A 21592-nucleotide genomic window follows, 5' to 3' on the forward strand; every position below is an offset into this window, starting at 1 on the left:
TAATCTGATTGAATCAGTGCTTCCTTAAAGAAGTATCTTGAAATTGAAGGATTCTAAGATACTTCTTTAAGGAATTTATAAAATTTCAAAAATATTTCTTGACCGTATGACTATCATACAGAGTATCATGCATGTAAATCATAAAGGGAAACGAATGGGGAATACTGGTGAGAATCCAGAGCTGTCCTGCAACCGTATGGGGAAAAGAAGCAGTGTTACGTCTCTCACAAAGAGCTGCTTCTTTGAGGAACTCAGTCGGAGTGCCATGAAATTTCTTATATCCTATAAGAGTAAGCGATAAATCTTGCTTTTATGTGCAAAGACCTGCGAGGTATGGGTTGGATATCTTTTGCTACTTTTTAGTGTGTCAAAAGAATGTTCCAATTCGTACTTGGCAGTTTTTTATTTTCTTGAGATACGGAATATAGAGGTCATTGGATGTCAGGGTCACACCGATCCTGGATGAAGAATGAGCATCGTAAAGCGTGTCTCGCCAGAAAGGAGAACGGAAAATGCAAAGAAAGTGGGTAAAACGGATGATATTGGCGACCCTGTTTTTGGGAGGGGGCGCATTATTTCCTGCCGGGCAGCAGGCGCTGGCACAGGACGCAACGGCTACTACAGGCCGCTCCTATGCGGTTCTGATGGGAGACGAGGATGTGACGCTGAGCGGCTATAAAACATCCAATGTCTATCTTTGGAAGCATGAGAAGGAGGCTCCTGATCAGTTGATCGGCGGGTCTGTGACGGTATCCAGTGCTGGCTTACAGAATTCAGGTGATAAGGCAAGGATCACGCTGGTCACTGATAGTGATGGGTTAAATCTGTCCAATGACGCCCAGGTGAAACAGGTGCTGGGTGCTCTGGCAGATAAATTGACATACACCGCATATACCAAGGGCGAAAAGAATCTGGAAGGTACCGCAGAAATTTATGAAGGCTTGACCTTTGCTTCTGCTTCCAAGAAATTGTCTGCTCTGGATTTTGATGAAACTACGGGCAAGGCAAAATTGGCTGGAGAGGTCAAGACCCCGTATTCCGGCGTCTTAGGTGTTGATGATGAATATGAAAAACGAGGCATCAAACAGGCCGATGGGACATATCGTTTTCAGGAAGATGCGGTGATTCACCCAGGCTTCAACATCACAAAGGATGATAATTACCTGAGAGATTTTGCCTCTGTAATGATTGGCAAAGATACCACCATTGATATGACAGGTCATAATCTGGATGTCATCATGCATGGCAATATTTATAATGGCGGTGGTTTTACCAATCGTGCGGCAGCTTTGTATGTACCGGGAAGTGCAACTTTAACCATTAACAATCCGGGACAGATCCGTCTGGATACGGATTCTGACTATTACTACTATGCTGATATTGGTGCTATGACGGAAAATAGCCATGTGGTCATTCACAATGATGACGATCCAGACCATGCTGTAGTGATGCGCGTTACGACCCCGCTTAAAGGATATGAAATGAATGTGACTGCGCTGAAAACAATGGCAGGAACCATTGACATAGATGGATTGGTGGATATTTACACCAATGGCGGTTGGGCGACCAATGCTGCCTCGGGGCGTATTTCTGTCGGTGGTGGTACTATTGTGACGCAGGCCTATAATAGTGTCACTGCTCGAAGCGGGGGCGTGATGAACGTCAATGTATCGGGGACTGTAGAAAAGGGATTGACGCCAGGAAATCATACGGTCAATATCACGGCGAAAGGAGCCACTGATTGGGATAGGAACAGTTATGCTGCTTTGGCTTCCATGGGAGCCTGGGTGGGCGCAGACACCAATGCTACGGTGAATGCGGCATTGACGACGGCGGATTCTACTTTGTACGGAACAATACAGGAAGCGGTCAATACCAAAGATACGGATGTGGATGGTGTTCGCCTGTTCCTGCAGAATGGGGCAAAGTGGACCAATACAGGGTCTTCTTCTATGCGTCATCTGTATGGGGGTAAAGATGCGGCACATGTCGGGTATATCGATATGTCAAAGCCAGCAAACTCCAACGTAAATTCTGATCTGACGATTGCCAATTACACCGGAAATACAGTGATTTATTATAGCCAGAACAGAGGAAAAATCCAGGGAGGAAATATTCATATCGGTTATGCCGAGAAGACAGATGGAGAGAAGGCTTCCATTACCATTCGCACGGATAGCGCTCGCATCACGCCAGCCAATTTAGCAAATGAAAGTTACATGAGAAATATGCTGAATACATTGGCTAACAAGTTGTATTATGCTGCTTATGCGGACGGGGAAAACAATCTGAAAGGAACAGTGCAGATTGCAGAAGGCTTGACCAGCCAGAGTGTCTCTCGAGAAGAAGATATCCATTTTACCAAAGCAGGTACTGGCTATGTGGATGGTTTCCAGCAGAAGGCAACTGATTTTACCCAGGCTTTGACTGGTATTATGGAAAAAGATGGTCCGTATGTGGACGCCAATGTATTAAGAGCGGGAAATAAGGCTACCTTTACGGAAGATACGCGCATTACTGTGAAAGATGAAGCGGCTATGCAAGCCAAGGATAAGGCTAGCCTTACTATAACCGCCAAGTATACGGATTTTAATTTGACTGCTTCTGGAGTGGAAGGAAAAGGGATAGAGGCTTCCGGCGCCACTCTGAATATGTCGAATCCTGGAAACATAGAAATCAATGCGAATACAGGAATAGAAGCATCCTATGCAGATGATACGAAGGGCAATATCAATTTAAATGGAAGTACAGCGAATCTGACCATTCATCAGGCAAAAACAGGGGTATTGGCATCTGGAAATGCAGAAACGAATAAAGGGTCTACCATTTATATTTTAAATGCAGAGGGAACTACCACCATTCACAACGAATTGCAGGATACAGATTTTGTAGGAATGAAGACAACCCATGGGAGTACCATTACCACTGCTGGACGTATTGATATCGATGCAGGGAAAGGAACGGCGATCCATGGACGGGTTTCTGCCAATGGGGCTACCATTCGTACAGATGGAGGTACAGCTATTATCGTAGCGGATGGGACGGATGAGGACTATGGTGGAAGACTTTCGCTAAACTCTTATAACAGTGGTTCTAAAGCAACGGCCGCAGATATTACGATTGATGCAGGGGATGGATTTGCTGTCGATGCTACTCGTGGTGTTTGGCACATCGGTAGTCAGTCAAGTCGTTCTGATACGGCCAATGGTATCGTCAATGTGACGGGACATATTAAGCTGGGAAAAGAACATGGTCAGCTAGTTCTCACCAAAGGTGGTTCCGTTTGGACTGGAACGACGGTAGATAGCACAGAAGATGGCAGTGGTTCATTAGATCTTGCCATGGAAAAGGATGCCATTTGGAATCATATTGACAAAGAAGGAGATACAGGCAGTGCTGTAAAAGTATTCCTGTATGGTACGGGTTATAAAGGTGACGCTGGTGATCAATCAACCATTTTCCAAAAATCCAAAAAAGATATCGAACTTACAGATTTTAATCGTTTTGATGGGATCCTTCGGGTAGTCTATAACCATGAAACTGAAAATCCAGCTGCTATCATTGGAGGTAATATCATTGTAGACAAAGTATCTACTCGATATGTAGGTGGTAAGGCGACTTTATACGCTGTTACAGATCATGATGGTATTTCTATGGATGATACGGACCAGGTAGGAAGTGTGCTGAAGGCATTGGCAAAGAAGGTTATTTATACCAATCCGTCGGAAGCCAAATTGGTCGGGAAAGTGGGGATTGCAGATGGCTTGACGGCTAAGAGCGCCATGCTGACGGAAGGGTTTATTCACTTTGATCCGGAATCGGGGGGTAGGTAGCTATATACCACAAATGGTGGATACTTTTACCCGCTCCATGACTGGTGATGAGGTCTACGATCAGATTTATACGGACCAGGGGGTTCGTCAAAGCCAATTTCTGTATTCCCTTGGGAAAGATACCACCATCACCGCCGATAAAGCCATGGATTGGAAAGTCAACAGTAACAGTGATGTTGTGCAGATTGTGGGACAAGGACATACGTTGAACTTGGAAGGACAAACAGCTGGGATTTATATTGGAAATGATGGTAAAAATACGAAAAAAAGCACAAATCTAAAATTTACAGAAATGCCAAGCTTGAATATAGCAGCCAGTGCCAATGGTACGGGAATTCTGGTAAAAAATAGTAGTGCTTCTATTAAGATGCCAAAAGATGGACAAATGCATATCGCAAGTAAAGGCGGCGATAAGGACTTTGTGGGGATCAAAGTCGTAGAGGATCGTGATACGGAAGATCAGTTTTTTGGGGAAACAAGCTTTAGCGTAGGATTTGAAGGTGCTGTGGATATAGAAACGCCGGAAGGAATCGCTCTTTGGCTCGATGGAGGGAAAGACTTAAGTCTTCTTAGTTCTGCTAATGTGATTCATGCAGAGGGCGGCACACTACTCAAAGTGACTAAGAGTCAGAACAATAGTAAAGTTTCCATCACTGGTAAAAAGTTAGTCGGAGACCTGGATCTTTTGGGAGCTACTGGCGGTACATATCGGATTACTTTAAATAACGGTGCTACCTGGACAGGCGGTATTGTTAACGACGCAGCGAAATCTGGCGCAATTAGTCTTGATCTTTGGAACGATCAGTACAGTATCACACCTACCCTATGGACTTATCAGTGGGAACAGAAAGATAAAGCACAGGATAGCTATATTCACACGGTGGAAGGATGGAATCCTGGTATCGGTGAAAGTGCTATCTATATGAAAGCGGACACAAACTTGACTATCGGCATGCTAAAACGGGGAATCCGAATCCTCTACGATCATGATGTGTCGCATCCAACTCAAATCCTTGGCGGAAATGTAACCATCGAAGAAGCAGAGAAAGTGAATCCGCAGACTACTCTTTATGTACGGACGGATAGCGATGGGATCGATATGTCGGATGAAACGCAGGTCTCTGATGTCTTACATGCCCTGGCTCAGAAAATCTACTACAAAGGGACGCCAGAATACCTGGATAGCTATGCGGAAATTGCAGAAGGTCTGACTTCTGCTTCTGTGCTGAAAACAGGAAAAATCACCTACGATGAAACAACCCATCAGGGGAGTTTGTCGGGGACGGTAGAGACGCCCAGTCAGGATGGCACGTTATTTGTTACGTCTTTGTATGCCCCAAAACGTACTGGAAAGGATGAAAATAATACGGCCTATGCCAATGCAGGTGTGCAGCAGAATGGCAAGTACTTCATTTTCCGGAAGGATTCCAAGATTCAGATTTCGCAGAGCGGAGAGGTCCCTTACACCAGTGCTATCGATGCTTCCAGTGATACCTGGGGATATGTAGACATCAAGATGGATCTGACAAACCATCAGCTGGATGTACATATTGACGGTGGAGAAGAGGGACTCAATGAAGCCGTAGCAGGGATCAAAGGCGTTGGCTACGGTGTGTCAGCCCAGAATGGCACCCTTCATATAGAGGCAGCCAATGCTAGAGGAGATGCTATCGGTGTACAGACGAAAGGTAAAAAGGAAACGGATAGCATAATCGATTTGAAGACGTTGACTCATATCGATGCGAAGACGGGCTTCGATGTGACGGGTGGCACCGTCCGTGTTAATGCAGGGACTATCCAGGCGGATACTTTGGGCAGAGTCGGTGCGAATGGCATCCTGTCCATCGGTAATACAGGAGATGCGCCTGCCGTATGGACGGGTGATATGTCTCAAAGCGATGGACAGCTGGATATGAACCTAGATGGGGAAGATTCCAGCTGGACAGGCGCTATGGATTGGACCGGCGGCTCGAACAGCCTGATGCTTACGAATGGAGCGACCTGGAAAAATACCGGGGATTCTCATGTGGGACAGCTCGTCAGCGGCATTACGAGAAGCGTCGGCGGCGTGATCGACATGACCGGGGATGCTGGAAATATCGTACTCGATAAGTTCAGCGGAAATGCGTCTATCCTGTATAAGCATGATGCCAATGACCTCACGAACGTGTATGGCGGTGATGTGACTGTCACCAGTGCAGAGGCCGGCTCTCGGATCACATTGATTACAGATCGGGATGGTATCAGCGATGATGGACTTCGTGAAAAGGAAACGGTAAGCTCCCTTTTCCAGGCGATGGCAAACAAGCTGTACTACACCAATTACCAGACAGAGGGAAATCTCACCGGCATTCTCCAGATTTCGGAAGGGCTGACGGCGAGAGCGGCGTCCAAGGTCACCGGGGCTATGGAATTTACCGGAGAAAATGGACAGGGGCAGTATAAAGCGGATAGCGCTTCCCCGTCGATTTATCCGAAAGACCAGCAGAAGGAAACCTTTACGACGGTTATGACAGGTAATGAGAGCGCGGATAGCGAGTACCTCGATGGCGGTGTCATGAAGGTCGGGAATCCTTCGGATATCCGTTATGAATTCACCAAGGATAAGACCGCTGTAGAATTGGCTACGGCTTCTGATACGGCGATCCAGGCGAAAGATACGGATTATTCCATCGATATGAATGGCCATGATCTGACCATTAAAAACGAAGGAAATGCAGGTATCACCGTAGATGGCAAAGCCTTGACTTTCCGCAACGGAAAGACCACAGAGCTTACGGCGGACAAGGTCGGTATCGAAGCCAAGAACGGCGGTACCTTCCGTACCCATGAAGGCGGCGTGTGGAATATCAGCGCCGAGACAGCGGCGAAGGCCGATGGGGCAGGCAGCAGTGTTTCCTTAGGCGCTGGCAAGATCCAGAGCACCACGCTGGCAGAAGCCTCGAATGGCGGTACCATCAGCTTCTTTGCTCCGAATGACACGGCAGCAACAGAATATGTGGGGGATGTGAAGGTCAATGATGCGGATAGCAAGGTAACCTTAGGCATTGCTACCAAAGGCTCTACCTGGACAGGCGGTCTTACCAATCATGGCGGCACCTTTGAAATGGGGCTGCAGAATGGCGGTGTATGGAACAACACGGGAAAGGAAGAAGCCAATATTTCCTTGCTGGATGCAACGGATACCGGAAATGGCGTGATCTTCCAGAACAAGGACAGCGGCGGTATTACGGTAGACCGGTTCCGCGGTCATGCATTGGTGCTCTATAGCCATAGTGCAGCAGACCCGACCGATATTCTGGGCGGAGATGTGACGGTCAAGAAGGCCGATGCCAATAGCTTCCTGACCCTGCGCACCGATCGCAGCGGTATCAATATGGGTGATTATCACGGCGTAGAGAATGTGCTCGATGCTCTGGCGAAAAAGCTCACCTATACGGAGGCGGTCAATGGCGTGACCAACCTGAATGGCCGGGTAGAAATCGCAGAGGGCCTCACGGCTGCAAGTGCTGCCAAGCAGTATGGTACGATTGATTTCAATAAGACCACGGGACAGGGCAGCTATAAAAAGAACAGCATGAAGCCAGGAGAGACGGATCCGGATATCATCTGGGGCAGCTCGGAAACCATGATGATGCGTGGTGCGAAGAATGCCATGAATACGTCTATGTTGTCCTGGAGAAGCAATGTTTCCGATATGACGACTCGTATGGGAGATCTCCACTATGGCGCAGATGATGGGATCTGGGCAAGAACCTTCGGCGGTAAAGTCAAATATGATAAAGGAACCTCTTCCTTCAGCAATAGCTTCTGGGGCGCTCAGGTGGGGGCTGATAAGCTCTTCAAGAACGGCTGGCATTTTGGCGGCGCTTTCGACTACAGCAAGGGAAGTGCCAAGTATGAAATGGGCGGCGAAGGGGATCCGAAGCTCTACACCTTCTCGCTCTACGGCACGAAGCTTTTCGAGGATGGCCAGTATGTAGATATCGCTGTCAAGGCAGGTCACACGACAAACAGCTATACCGTATACAATGATATGGGACATAAGCTGGATGGGGACTACAGTGCTAATGGCTTCGGTATTTCCGCTGAATACGGAAAACGGTTTGGCGGAGCCGATGGCTTTGTGGAACCACAGCTGCAGCTGACTCTTTCTCGCCTGGGAAGTGCAGACTATGATGGGATCAGCGACTATACCGGCGGAAAGAAAATGCATGTCAGCCAGGACGGCATGACAAGCTTCATCGGCCGTCTGGGTGTAGCCGCAGGAAAAACAACGGAACGCGGTAATTTCTATCTGAAGGCAGGCTTGCTCCATGAATTCAGCGGAAAAACAAGCACGACATTCAGCGCAGAAAATGAACCGACGTCTACCGTGGATCAGGACTTTGGGGATACCTGGGCAGAATTGACTCTGGGCGGTACCTATAGACTGTCTCCTTCGAGCATGCTTTATGGTGATATTACCAAGAGCTTTGGTGGAGATTACAAGGTACAGTGGAAGGCCAATGTGGGTGTCCGCTTCACCTTCTGATGCTATACCGAATATAAATAAATGGTAGTAAAGGGCTGTGCCTTGCAGGAGATCTGCAAGGCGCAGCCTTCTTTTTGCATATGTTAAAAATTGATTCGCACTTTTCGGGGAAAGCCTAAAAAGGAAAATGAAGTTATGAAACCGATCAAGGACAACTTCAAGGCCGCTGTAGAAAAAGCAGCCAAAGCCAAGAAGATCGACGCCGTCGTCGTCCCGGGCGGTATCATCTACGGCACCATCTCCGCTGACCTCACCGAAGATGTGAAAGCGAATATGAAATAAGGCGGAAAAAAGAGCAGGCTCTGGAGGCTTGGCAGGTTCCATGACGATGATGAACGAAAGATTTTTCCCTCCTTCCTCTGGAAGGAGGTGGCGCGAAGCGCCGGAGGTTGGCTCATGCACTCTACTGGCAGAACAGAATCAATGAATTTCTCCAGTCGGTACGTTTTCTGAATGATCATGGGATAGGGCTATGAGGCACCATGCGATCATTGTATTTACTCCATGGGGCGATGCAGGGAGAGCACTTGTGATTTTCCCCTCCCAGATGTTTCCTGACTTGTCCCCTATGTAGATCTTTCCCCTCTACATATCACTCCTTTTTCTCCTCTCTCTTTTTCATATGCTTTGTATGAAATCAATGTCTGTACTTCATATCATATTCTCTTTAAAATATGAGGCACTCTATTTAAGAAGCTCGTTTGGTTATAAAAATTGTGATTAAAAATTAGAAAAAATTGACAGTATGATTATCATACGGTTTATTCTTTAATTGGATAGTAAGAGAAGTTGGATGCATGTACAAGGAGAGTAATGATTGAGGGAAATATAGGAAACTCATGATGCCGAGACTTGCATACCGGTTTCTTGATCATACTGTCCCACGGAGGAGTTTCCTCCAATGGTTCTCTGAGAAAGGAGAATAGTATATGAAAAAGTCATATGCGAAAAAATTAGGCTTATGCGTGGTGCTCGCTCTCAGTGCGGGAGTTCTGTTTCCAACGGGTGTGGTAGAAGCAAAGAACTATACCGCGCCGATTACAGGTAACTCGGATATTGATGGTACAAAGACTACATATAAAGGTGTATTAAAAAATGGAGTGTACACTTTTGGTGAAGATACTACGATTAAGGTGGGCAATAATGAAATTGCAGGCGGGAAATGGTTAAACAACATTAGTACTGCTGTTTCTGGTGCTCAGGGGAAAACCCCGGTTATCAATATGAATCACCATACTTTGACGGTTACAGAAACGAATAGCTCCGGCGCAGCCACGGGGATTGCAGCCATTGGCAATGGTAGTTCAGATACCGCCAACTTAGGAAAAGTCACCATTAACAATGCGGGGAATATGAGAATTACCGCTAGAGGAACGAACGTAACTGCCGGTCTCTTTGCCAATAGCAGTGGAGAAATCTACATTGACAATAATAGCAATGGAGCTGTTTTAACCGTAGATGGCAAATCGACCACAAAGAGCTATGGTGTGGGCATCAAAACCATGAATGGCGTCACGGGTACCAGTAAAATCACCGTTACCGGCTTGGTGGATGTGACCGCCGATGGACAGAATGATGGCGGTTATTCCTCTAATGAAGCTGTCAGCGCTGTAGCATCTACTATTGACTTGGGCGGCGGCTATCTGAAAGCTATCAATGGCGCTTGGGCTGCCATTCGTGCTTATGGAGAATTTGTGACTCCCAACTATGGGGTAGTCAATTTCAATGTGACCAAAGATAAAGATGGCAATCCCACTGGTGCTGGAAATCATATTGCACAGATTACAGGCGACTTGGTTACCAATGGCGGTATGGGTACCAAAGGTCGCATCAATGTGGGGCTGAATGGTAAAGATTCCTGGTGGGAAGGCAACTATGCCGACACCCGTGGCTATGGAGAAACCCCAGGAGAGTTTGGGGCGGTCAATCTCTTCATGAAAAATGGCTCTCATTGGCTCGGCTTCGGCAATGGTTCCATGAATATCCAGATGGATGGTTCAGAAACCTACTGGAATGGCTTTGGTATGGGGGATAGTTTGCAGCTCACCTTAAATAACGGATCTACTTGGTATAATGCTATTACCCCGACCCAGAAAGATCAGAGTGGCAATGCTGTTGAAGCAAAAATTGCCTATTTGAACAGCCGTAATGGCATTATTGATATGACCGGTGAAAAAGGTCTATATGTTGCTGATGGGAAGAGTTTAAATGGGAATACGACCGCTTCGGATCCGTCCCATTTCGTTAAAGTAACGGATACTTCTATGAAATCTGGCAATGTCATTATTTCTTCCTTTACAGGGAATGCTACCGTTAGATATGCTCATGATACGTCAGCACCAACAACCATTTATGGTGGTAATGTAACGATTGCAAGTGCATCCAGTGGTTCTATCATTACTGCTACTACTGACAATAATGGCATTGATACCACTAACTCTTCCGCGGTCAATTCTGTATTGAATGCACTGAAGAATAAACTAATCTATTCCGCTTCTGATACCAATCTTACGAAATATGCTCAAATCGAGGAAGGTTTGACTTCCACCTCTGTGTTTGCAAAAATTGCCCCATATGCATGGTATACATCTGGAAATAAAAACATTGTGCAGACTGCAAATGAAGAAGACGGCAAATGGACTGTTTATGATACGTGTCTGAATGCCTATTATGACAATGATTTTTGGCTGAATAATGGGGTACTGAAGTATGATGAAGTAACGGGAACTCATACTTATACTTTTGACAGTGATACTAAAATTATAGGGCCAGACCCAGAGGTTGTTCAGTGGTGGTCATCAGATCCTGTATCTAAAGCCATTGTAGATTTGAGAGGCCATGATTTTTATGTCACGACAAAATCGAAGAGTATTCCTGCATACACTACAGGATTAATTGCGTTTTCTTTGTACGGTGACGACGGTCCCATTAGCGTAGAGGTGAAAAATCCAGGGGAAATCACACTGGAAGGAACGGATATAGATTCCCACAAAAATGGGGTAATTTCAATGTATAAAGATGTGGATTTCCATATCTATAATTCTAATGAAAAGAGTATATTGAAGATTAATTCTATTGGGAAAGCCAGCCCTGCTCCAGCTATCTTTAACCAAAAGAGCAAGATAGTTGTGGATGGATTAGTAGATATTAATAATTTTGCGGATGCTATTTCCACCTGGGGGGATAGTTCCTATACATCCATCGGGGGTGGGAAAATATCCAATGTCACCAATTTTATAAAAACCTCTGGAAAAGATGGTAATATACCGGGTATACAGGCTCTTAAATCCACAAATGCTCGTGTTGACTTTGACGTCAAGACCGATGACAAGGGCAACGTCACTGGCGTTGGAGATCGCTATGCTAAGTTGGAAGGGGATATCAACAACCAGGGCATCGGCTCTATCTTTAATATCGGTCTCGGCACGGCGGACTCCTACTGGAAAGGCACAGCCATTAATTCCGGTGACGCACTGAATCTCTACATGGCCAACGGTTCTACTTGGACCAATACCGGTGCAAGTACCGTGAAGAGTATCACTGCCGATAAGAGCTACATTGTCATGGGCAAAGATGCTTCTTTGAATCTGGGTAGCTTCAGCGGTAACGCAGATATCTTCTACCAGATGAACGGTAAAGACATCCAGGGCGGTGATGTAACCATTGCCAATGCGACCAAAGGCTCCTCCCTTTCTATGATAGCTGATGTAGACGGCACCGATATCACGACAGGTGACTATACCACTATCCTGGACAACCTGGCCAAGAAACTCTACTACACCGCAGGGGATACTCATCTTTCCGGCTATGTCAAGATTGCCGAAGGACTCACCAGTGCTTCTGTCACAAAAGCGCTGGGCGGTATCGATTTCGATCGTGCTACAGGACAGGGGAGCTACGAGAAGTTTGCTTCCAGCCAGAGTAAGTTTAGTTACAGCACAGCCATCAAAGGCCATATGACAGACGATATGGACTATGTAAAGACCGGCGTACTGGACACAGCTACGAACACTTACAACTTCATCAAGAATGAAACCACCATCACGGCGGAAAACAGCACCGTCTCTGGAGGACCTTGGGTGGGCCGTGTAGGCTCTGCCGTAGCAGGGATCGATGACACGACGACTTTGGATATGCATGGTCATACTCTCACTGTCAGGGAGGCCAATGCAGGTCATTCTACCGGCATCACGGCCATTGGTACAAGAGGCAAAGTGGAAATCAATAACGCCGGTGCAATGGATATCTCTGCGAGTGGCACCGGACAGACTGCTGCGCTCTTTGTCAATGGCGGTGGACAGATTGCGATTCACAATGGCGACAGCGACAAAGCCGTACTTCGTCTAAGAGCCAATGCGTCGAACAAAGCCAATGGTGCCGTCATCAAGAGCATGAATGGTGTGGCTAATGCTGCCAGTCAGATCACTATTGACGGTTTGGTTGACGTCGTAGCAGATGGACAGAATTCTAATGAAGCCGTGAGTGCGGTGGCATCCACCATCAATATCGGAGGTGGGATCGTCACGGCGGAAGACGGTGCAGCTTGGGCTATCCGCGCTTATGGAGAATTTCTTTCCCAAAATGTCGGTATTGTCAATATCAATACCACGCAAGACAGTGCTGGAAATATGAATGGCGCAGGTAGCAGAAAGACGCAGATTACAGGGGATCTCTCTACGGCAGGCGGTATGGGAAACAAAGGCCAGATCAATATCGGGCTGAGTGGAAAAGATTCCTTCCTCAAAGGGGATTACGCCACTGCTACTGGCACCGAAGTAGAAGCGCATACACAGGCTGCGACCGGCCTCAATCTGTATCTCTCCAATGGAGCCGACTGGACAGGAAACACCAAAGGCTCTACGACGCTCACTATGAATGCCAATACGACTTGGCATGGACAGAGCACATCCAGCGAAATGGCAGTCAATATGAAAGGGGCGGGTACTTGGTACAATACGGGTGCCAGCACCATCAAGCATTGGACCAGCCAGAGATATGCTTCCCAGGCAGCTACGATCGATATGACCGACAGCAAAGCAGGAGATGTCAGCATTGATAATTACAATGGAAATACCTTTGTAATTTATAAGCACAATGAAGCGAACCCGTTGATCTTGACTGGCGGTAAAGTGACCATCAAACACGCTGATGCGGGATCTTCTATCACCATGAGTACTGATAACACTGGCATCGATACAAACAATATCTATGCAGTCGACAGTGTGCTTAGTGCATTGGCAGAAAAGCTTACCTACAGTGGTTATATCGGTAAAGCGGAAGATAACCTCAAAGGATATGTACAGATCGCGGAAGGTCTTACCGCTCGCTCTGCGGCTAAAGCTACAGGCAATATTCAGTTCAGTGAAAAAACCGGACAGGGGAGCTTCGACAAGGATAGCCTGGCACCGTCTATTTCCTACCCGAGCGAACAGGGGAGCAGCGAATTTGGTACCGCTATTACCGGCGATAAGAGCAAAGATACCGAATACCTCAAGAAAGGCGTCCTCAGCACGGACACTGGGGAATATACCTTCACCAAAGAAAGCAATACCATCACTGGTAACAACCAAGCCATTGCCGGTGGTGCATGGCTTGGAAAGGTTACTGCAGCCGTATCTGGTGGACAAGGAATCAACACCATTATCCATGCAAATCGCAACAAACTGCAGATTTCCGAAGATGGCAGCCAGGGGCGTAATGGAACTACAGGCATTTCTGCCATTGGATTGGGAGAGGACAAGCCAGAGAAATTGGGCAAAGTCACTATCAAAGATGCGGGTAATATGACTATCACCACGCGTGGCAGCGGTGTCACAGCTGGGCTCTTTGCGAATAGCAGCGGTGAGATTTACATCGATAATGCAGGAAAAGATGCTAATGGTAACGACTATGTCCTAAAAATTGACAGTAAATCTAAGGCCAAGGCAAGTGGCGTGGGCATCAAGACCATGAATGGCGCGAAAGGTACCAGCAAGATCACTGTGACTGGATTGGTCGATGTGGTGGCTGACGGCAAAGCAGATGAAAATGGGTTTGCTGCGAATGAAGCGATCAGTGCTGTAGCGTCCACTATAGATATCGGCGGTGGCAATATCGCAGCTATTAATGGTGCCTGGGCGGCCATCCGCGCCTATGGTGAGTTTGTGACGCAGAATACAGGTACAGTCTATGTCAATGTAAAGCGAGACGATAATGGCAAGATGGTCGGTGCCGGAAACAATAAGACCACCATCACCGGTGATTTCGTGACCAATGGCGGTATGGGTACCAAGGGGCAGATCAATGTCGGGCTCAATGGCAAAGACTCCTTCTGGGAAGGTAACTATGCGGATACCAGAGGATATGGCGTGACGCAGGGGCAGCTTGGTGCGGTCAACCTCTTTATGAAGGATGGAGCCCATTGGAAAGGCTTCGCTAACGGTGCCGTCAACGCTAATCTTGAAGGGAAAGACACGTATTGGTACGGCTTCGCCACCAGCGAAAACACCCAGCTCACACTGAAAGATGGTGCCACCTGGATCAATGCCATCACGCCAGATCAGCTGGATCAGAGCGGCAAACCGGTAGAAAGTCACATCGGATACCTCACTAGTGACAATGGCTTTATCGATATGACTGGGCGTAAAGTCTTTGTTGCATCCAGCAAGAGTCTCTCTGGATCCACCACCGGTGACGGTGCTTCTGCTATTACCGAAAGTGAAAATGGCATCACTGGCAACCTGACGATCAATGACTACAGCGGCTCTGCTACCATCCTCTACAGAAGAGACGCAGCAAGTCCGACAGATGTCCTTGGCGGGAATGTTACCGTGAAGAAAGCGGCGGATAATTCTGTTATCAATCTTCGTACGGATGGAGAGGGGCTTGATTACCATGATACCGATACCCTGCTGAAAACCTTCAAGAATCTGGCAAATAAACTCTACTACACTGAAAAAGTAGAAGACAAGGCAGATACTGCTGAGGTAAAGGCTGGGATGCTGGCAGGTGAAGGAGATGTTGTGACAGATACCACGCTGAATTTGGCTGATCATCTGAAAGGCACAGTAGGTATTAACGAAGGGCTGACCAATACCTCTGCTACTGTCAAACTGGCAGATATTATCTTCCAGAAAGATCATCAGGGTCAGGGAACCATCAAGATGGATCCATCGTCAATCAAGACGGGAGATAAATCGAACATCATCTACGGTGATAAAGAAACTGCGATGATGCGTGGTGCAAAGAGCGCAATGACCACCTCCATGCTCTCCTGGAGAAGCGATATGACAGATATGACCAGCCGCGTCGGTGATCTTCACTATGGCGCTGAGGATGGTATCTGGGCAAGAACCTTTGGCGGCAAAGTCAAGTACGACAAAGACAATGCAAAAGTGACGAACAGCTTCTGGGGAGCGCAGATCGGTGCGGACAAACTGCAGAAGAATGGCTGGCATGTCGGCGGTGCCTTCGACTACAATAAGGGCGATGCCAAGTATGACAAGGGCGGTGAAGGAGATCCGAAGCTCTATACCTTCTCCCTCTATGGCAGCAAACTCTTTGATGATGGGCAGTATCTGGATGTCGTAGCGAAAGTCGGACATACCAGCAATGACTATACGGTGTACAATGACAGCGGGTACAAGCTCGATGGGGATTACAGCGCGACTGGTTACGGTATTTCGGCAGAATACGGCAAGCGGTTTGGTGGTGAGAAAGGATTTATTGAACCACAGGTACAGCTGACACTTTCGCGCCTTGGCAGTGCAGACTATGATGCCGTCAGCAACTATGCGGGGGGCAAGAAGATGCACGTCAGCCAGGACGGCATGACCAGCTGCATCGGTCGTCTGGGCGTCGCTGCAGGAAAGGCTACAGATAAAGGCAACTTCTATCTGAAGGCCAGCCTGCTTCATGAATTCAGCGGGAAGACAACGAGCACCTTCAGTGCAGAAGGAGAAGCTACTTCCAGCGTTGATCAGGACTTCGGCGATACTTGGGCAGAGCTTGCTCTTGGCGGCACCTACAGACTGTCGCCATCCAGCATGCTCTATGCGGATGTCACGAAGAGCTTTGGCGGTGATTATGAAGTACAGTGGAAGGCCAATGTGGGTGTACGCTTCACCTTCTGATGCTTTTGATTTCGATAGCTCATCTCTGATCGTATAACAAAAAACTCGTGAATCGTAATGAGATTCACGAGTTTTTTTATATTAAGTTGCATTAGTTGTTGGAATCAAATAACCAGCAACTTACAACAATCAACAATTACTCATCCGCTATCTTATCAGTTGAAAAAGTGAATGAGAAGCTACTGCATTAAAGATTTTCAAATGTTTTTAATTTTCTCGTTGACTGTATGATAATCATACGGAATATCATTTCCTTAATGAAATGGTATGGGGAATGCTGGTGTAAATCCAGAACTGTCCTGCAACCGTATGGGGAGAAGGTTCATTGCACGTCTTTCACAAAGAAATGAATTCATCGAGGAACTAAGTCGGAGTGCCATGCTTTTTCGTAACTATCACATCATGATGGTGTTCAAAGATCTGCGAGGTATGGGTCGGATAGAGTGATATTTCTTTTGTGATGCTCAAAATCCGGTCTATACTTGGTAGCTTTTTTATTTAATCAGTATATCTGAGAGAGGAGTGCATGATTTATGAAAAAGGAAATGAAAAATTGGCTTCGCAGTAGCATTGTTTTGGCTTTGGCGGCGGGTGCCTTGGTCGGAGGTTCGTCTGTGCAGGCGGCTAATACGTATGATATGACCCAGGGGGAGTTTCTGACCAATGGACTCAATTATACGACTACGAACACGTACCAAGATAGGGATACATTGATTTATAAATGGGATGCACAAAACAAGAAAATCATTGGGGGAAATGTTAGCGTTGGTCAAGATGTCTTGAATTCATCTTATGATGGTGTCAATGTGAATCTGGTGATTGATGCATCAGATTTGTCGAGTATGAGCAACGATGATGTCAAAGAAGCTATGACGCAGTTGGCCTCTAAAATTAAAAATTATGCAGAGACTAACCGATATAGGCTGACTGCCTATGTACAAGTACGAGAAGGATTGACCGCTTCTTCCAAGGTTCTTCGTTCTTATCAGTTGGAATACAAAACTCCTGGTTGGGGTGATCCAGATCAAGAAATCAAACCAGATGCAAATGTCGGAGATCTAGCGGAGGGTGTCTTTGCCACTCCTATTATCAATGGCGCAGCAGGCAGTGAATATGAATTTGATGAAAATGGGGTTTGGCGATATAAAGGCTTTAGAGGAGCAGTGGATGTTAATTTTACTACTCCCGCTACAGATAATGTGTATGCGGCTATTCGTACAGATGGGAAAGATACAGGAATTTCAAATCTGACGGAAAATAGTTCGTTCAATTCTACTTTACAGATGAATGCAGATGCGTCTTCTTTAGCTGATTCCAAAGCTTACTTGGCGTATAGTGGGACAGGAAATCAGGTCAGCGTGATTGCTGATGAATTGAATGCTACGGTCAAAGGGACGGAAGCAACTGGGATTTATGCAGGGCATGAAAATGGTGATACCACGAGTAAGGTAGTGGTTAATGGTGGCATTAATCTGACATTGGATGGTAAGAAAACTACTGGTGTTGAAGCAGGAAAGAATGGGGAAGTCTCCTTATTAACTGGTCAGAAGATTTATAATAGAACCAATACTGTTAGTATTGAATCACCCAATGGTCATGCCGTATATGCACATGACGGAGGCAAGGTTACTTTAGATGCTGTGAAAGTCAAGAAAGCAGATAAATCTGTCATTTGCGCAGAAAAAGGTGGCAACATCACATTGGGCATTGTAAGTGGATTAACAGATGAATCGATTAGTACAGATGACGATGCAGGTAGTCAGGTCTCTTTATCTGTGGATGGAAATTACACAGGGCAAGTGAAGGGGAATGTCAATGTAGCCTTTACTAAGGGTTCTACTTATAAGGCAGATAATGATAGCATTGGCACTGTGACTTTGAATGGTTCCACATGGGATGGTTCCTTGTTGCGTGATAATGGATCAGTATCGATCAACTCTAACGGTCAGTGGAATATGGGAGAAACTGGTCGAGGTATCAAATTATCTGCTTTGACCGGCGGTAAAACGACAGCCAGTCGTGGCTATGTGAAGATGGGCAGTGATAATCTTCACATCGGTACTTACAGTGGAAATGGCACATTTATTTATGATCATGATGCTTCTGATCCGACGAAGATTCTTGGTGGGAACATTACTATTGAAGAATCTAAACCACTAAGTCTTTCTAGCACTGATTTGGGGGATAAGGGTGATTCTACAGCAGAGGGGACTTCCGCGTCTACAATTGCTATTGCGACCGATAGTGCCGGTATCGATACCACGGATAATGCTTTAGTTGAAAAAGTGCTGGATAATTTGGCAAGTAAATTGGCTTATCTGAACTATACTAAAGGAGAACGCAACTTGAGTGGTACCGTAGAATTATTGGAAGGACTGACCAGTAGTTCTGTGACCAAGCATTTTGCCAATCTGACTTTTGATGAAAAGACTGGCCAGGCAAAACGGGATTCGGAAGTCTATCATCCCTATGTCACCTATATCACTGGGGACGCTTCTATCGATACGGCCTATGCAGACGCTTACAATGCAGATACCAATACCTATGATTTCAATCAAGATGTATTTATTCGAGAAGCAAAGTCTACAGATTCCGTTTATCCAGGTAGTTTGTATTATGGATTGATTACCAATTATGGGACGGAATATGAAAAGCCAAGCAAAGGTTTTGGCATGTGGAAGAGTGCTAAACCAGATGATGGTCCTTCTTATACCATTGATCTTCACGGAAATAATTTGACTGTTGATTTGGAAGCATTCCCTGAAGCGAAGACGACAGGGAGCCAGCCGATGTGGACTACAGCCGCTATCATGGCAGCTCGTGAAGGAACCATTAAGATTACTAATCCAGGGGAAGTTCATTTGACTTGCAATGCTAATTACTATTATGGTAGTGCCATCCGTGCTTCTACTAGTGCTGGCACTACCAATGGTGCTCATGTGGTCATTGAAAATGATCAAGGAAACTTGAAAGACCATATCGTATACCTTCGTGGTGGCATTGATACACCAGGGTATCAGCTTGATTATCGTACTATTGAGACTTACGGGAATGCTAAAGCTAAGGATATAACACAAGAAAACTCGGTATACATCAAAGGCCTCGTAGACATTGAAGCAGATAAGCATGCGGCTGTTTTTGCACGAGGCGGTTGGATTCGTCTGGGTGGTGGTCGTATTTCTGTGGATAATTACGATGCGCTTTGGACGGCAGGTAAGGGTCGCATTGATATCAATATGCTGGTCGATGATGATGGCACTGTGAAAGGTGCTGGCAGTAATGATTTTGTACTGAAGGGTAATGCAGTGACCGTTACTCCTTACTATGGGAAGAATGGGACATTGAATTTGGCCTTTACCACAGCAAACTCCAGGTTTGATGGGGAAACTGGAGGTACCGGTGAACAGAATCTCTATGTACAAAATGGAGCGGTTTGGAACAATACACCAGAATCGTATAACATCTGGAGTTCCGGTGAAGTTGTAAAATCAGATCTAGCAAGTATTGCTACCCATTTATACGGGGGACAAGATGCAGCGCATACAGGTTACCTGATTCAGGACAGTGCGAAAGATTTAACAATTAAGAATTATAGTGGCTTTATGAAAGCCTATATAGCACGGGATGAATCCAAATCTGCAGGTGAAGATGGAACTGATGCAACTAGCCAGTTTAGTCAAAAAGGAAATATTATTATCGAAAAAGCGGATCAGACAGATGGACAGAATGCAGATTTCACTTTATTGACAAGTCAGGAAGGCATTGACACTTCCAATAAAGAAGAAGTACTTTCAGTAATGAAGGACTTGGCTGGCAAGCTGATCTATAAGGAAGCCACTGACAGTGAAAATCCGGCAGTTCATCTCAATGGACATGTAGGCTTGGCAGAAGGACTGATTGCTGGTTCAGTAGAAACGAGATTGGCTGATTTGACGTTTGATGGGACGTCCGATGGAACGGGTAGTGTCGTGGATAGTACCTATCAGATTCCGAAGAATTATCCGGCTATCCTGTATGGACCTAAAGAAACTGCTATGATGCGTGGCGCTAAATCTGCCATGGCTTCTACAGCTATGATTTGGCGGGCTATCAATAATGACGTGGAACGCCGGCTGGGCGATTTACGTGTAGGCAATGCTGAAAAGGAAAATGGTATGTGGGCTAAAGTGGGCGCTGGGCGTATGTCTTACGACGAAGGAACCACAGATTTCCGTACCCGCTTTAATGAATATCATATCGGTTATGATCATGCCGTAGGCAATGCAGGATGGAGAGCTGGTGCTTCTGTCAGCTACATCGACGGGAAGAGTACCTATGAAAAGGGGACTGGTGATAATGATGTAACCAATTTCCATGTATATGCTACAAAGACCATGCAAAATGGGGCTTACTTGGATATCATTGGCAGAGTTAGCCATGCCAAGAATAAGTATCATATTATGAACGATGCAGGGAATAAACTGGACGGCGATTATGGAACCAATGGATATGGTCTATCTGCAGAATATGGGAAACGGTTTGTCAAAGATAGTGGATTCTATGTAGAACCACAAGCAGAACTGACTTGGGGTAGATTATCTGGCAAATCTTATGATGCTGCTAGTGATTATGGCGGAGGCCGTGCATTGCATGTCGATCAGGATGATTTTAATAGTTTGATTGGACGTATCGGTGTTGGATTTGGTTTAGTGAAAGAACGAAGCAGCATCTATGCAAAACTTTCGCTTCTCCATGAATTCCAAGGTGGTTTTGATACACAGTATACGGCAAAAGGTGAACCTTCTAATGCGACACATATGGACTTTGATGGTACTTGGGTATCTGCTATGTTTGGCGGTACATACCAGCTGGGAGACAGAGCCAATTTCTATGGGTATCTGGAAAAGACTTATGGTGGCGATTTAAAGACCGATTGGCGCTATAATGTAGGACTTCGTTTTACCTTTTAATAGGAGCTAGAAGCCAAGACTAGGGAAACACTGGTAATGATTAAATCATTGTTTCTCTGGTATGTGTGACTGCTATTTTAGGAGAATAAAGAGCTGTGAATTTGAAAGGAAATTCATGGCTCTTTTTTCTTTATGAGGAAGGGGAGAGTCCTTCACATAGAAGCA

Annotated in this window: 5 protein-coding genes and 2 riboswitches; all 5 genes read left to right on the top strand. The window is 46.1% G+C overall.

Annotation, left to right across the window (positions count from 1 at the left end; all coding sequences use genetic code 11):
- Nucleotides 1-108 precede the first annotated feature (108 nt).
- Nucleotides 109-286, top strand: a riboswitch (cobalamin riboswitch).
- 226 nt (nucleotides 287-512) lie between these two features.
- The 5 genes from ACGG9R_RS03470 (at nucleotide 513) to ACGG9R_RS03490 (ending at nucleotide 21427) form a co-directional block, all read left to right on the top strand.
- Nucleotides 513-3833 (top strand): hypothetical protein, encoded by a 3321-nt coding sequence (locus ACGG9R_RS03470; RefSeq protein WP_390151495.1) that lies wholly within the window; start codon nucleotides 513-515, stop codon nucleotides 3831-3833.
- 292 nt (nucleotides 3834-4125) lie between these two features.
- Nucleotides 4126-8367 (top strand): autotransporter outer membrane beta-barrel domain-containing protein, encoded by a 4242-nt coding sequence (locus ACGG9R_RS03475; RefSeq protein WP_390151498.1) that lies wholly within the window; start codon nucleotides 4126-4128, stop codon nucleotides 8365-8367.
- Between the two features lie 90 nt (nucleotides 8368-8457).
- Nucleotides 8458-8649, top strand: a complete 192-nt coding sequence (locus ACGG9R_RS03480; protein WP_390151501.1) for an OmpH family outer membrane protein — start codon at nucleotides 8458-8460, stop codon at nucleotides 8647-8649.
- 647 nt (nucleotides 8650-9296) lie between these two features.
- Nucleotides 9297-16478, top strand: coding sequence for an autotransporter outer membrane beta-barrel domain-containing protein (locus tag ACGG9R_RS03485; protein ID WP_390151504.1), 7182 nt, complete (start codon nucleotides 9297-9299; stop codon nucleotides 16476-16478).
- A gap of 228 nt (nucleotides 16479-16706) precedes the next feature.
- Nucleotides 16707-16878, top strand: a riboswitch (cobalamin riboswitch).
- A 133-nt stretch (nucleotides 16879-17011) separates the two neighbouring features.
- Nucleotides 17012-21427: an autotransporter outer membrane beta-barrel domain-containing protein gene (locus ACGG9R_RS03490; RefSeq protein WP_390151507.1), complete on the top strand. Its 4416-nt coding sequence runs from the start codon at nucleotides 17012-17014 to the stop codon at nucleotides 21425-21427.
- Nucleotides 21428-21592 lie beyond the last annotated feature (165 nt).

It is taken from the genome of Dialister sp. i34-0019-2H8 (genome assembly GCF_042846925.1).
GTDB lineage: Bacteria > Bacillota > Negativicutes > Veillonellales > Dialisteraceae > Dialister.

Bases quoted from the DNA above. Each gene is read 5' to 3' on its own strand.
- ACGG9R_RS03485 (WP_390151504.1), top strand. From the start codon at position 9,297: ATGAAAAAGTCATATGCGAAAAAATTAGGCTTATGCGTGGTGCTCGCT.
- ACGG9R_RS03475 (WP_390151498.1), top strand. From the start codon at position 4,126: ATGCCAAGCTTGAATATAGCAGCCAGTGCCAATGGTACGGGAATTCTG.
- ACGG9R_RS03490 (WP_390151507.1), top strand. From the start codon at position 17,012: ATGAAAAAGGAAATGAAAAATTGGCTTCGCAGTAGCATTGTTTTGGCT.
- ACGG9R_RS03470 (WP_390151495.1), top strand. From the start codon at position 513: ATGCAAAGAAAGTGGGTAAAACGGATGATATTGGCGACCCTGTTTTTG.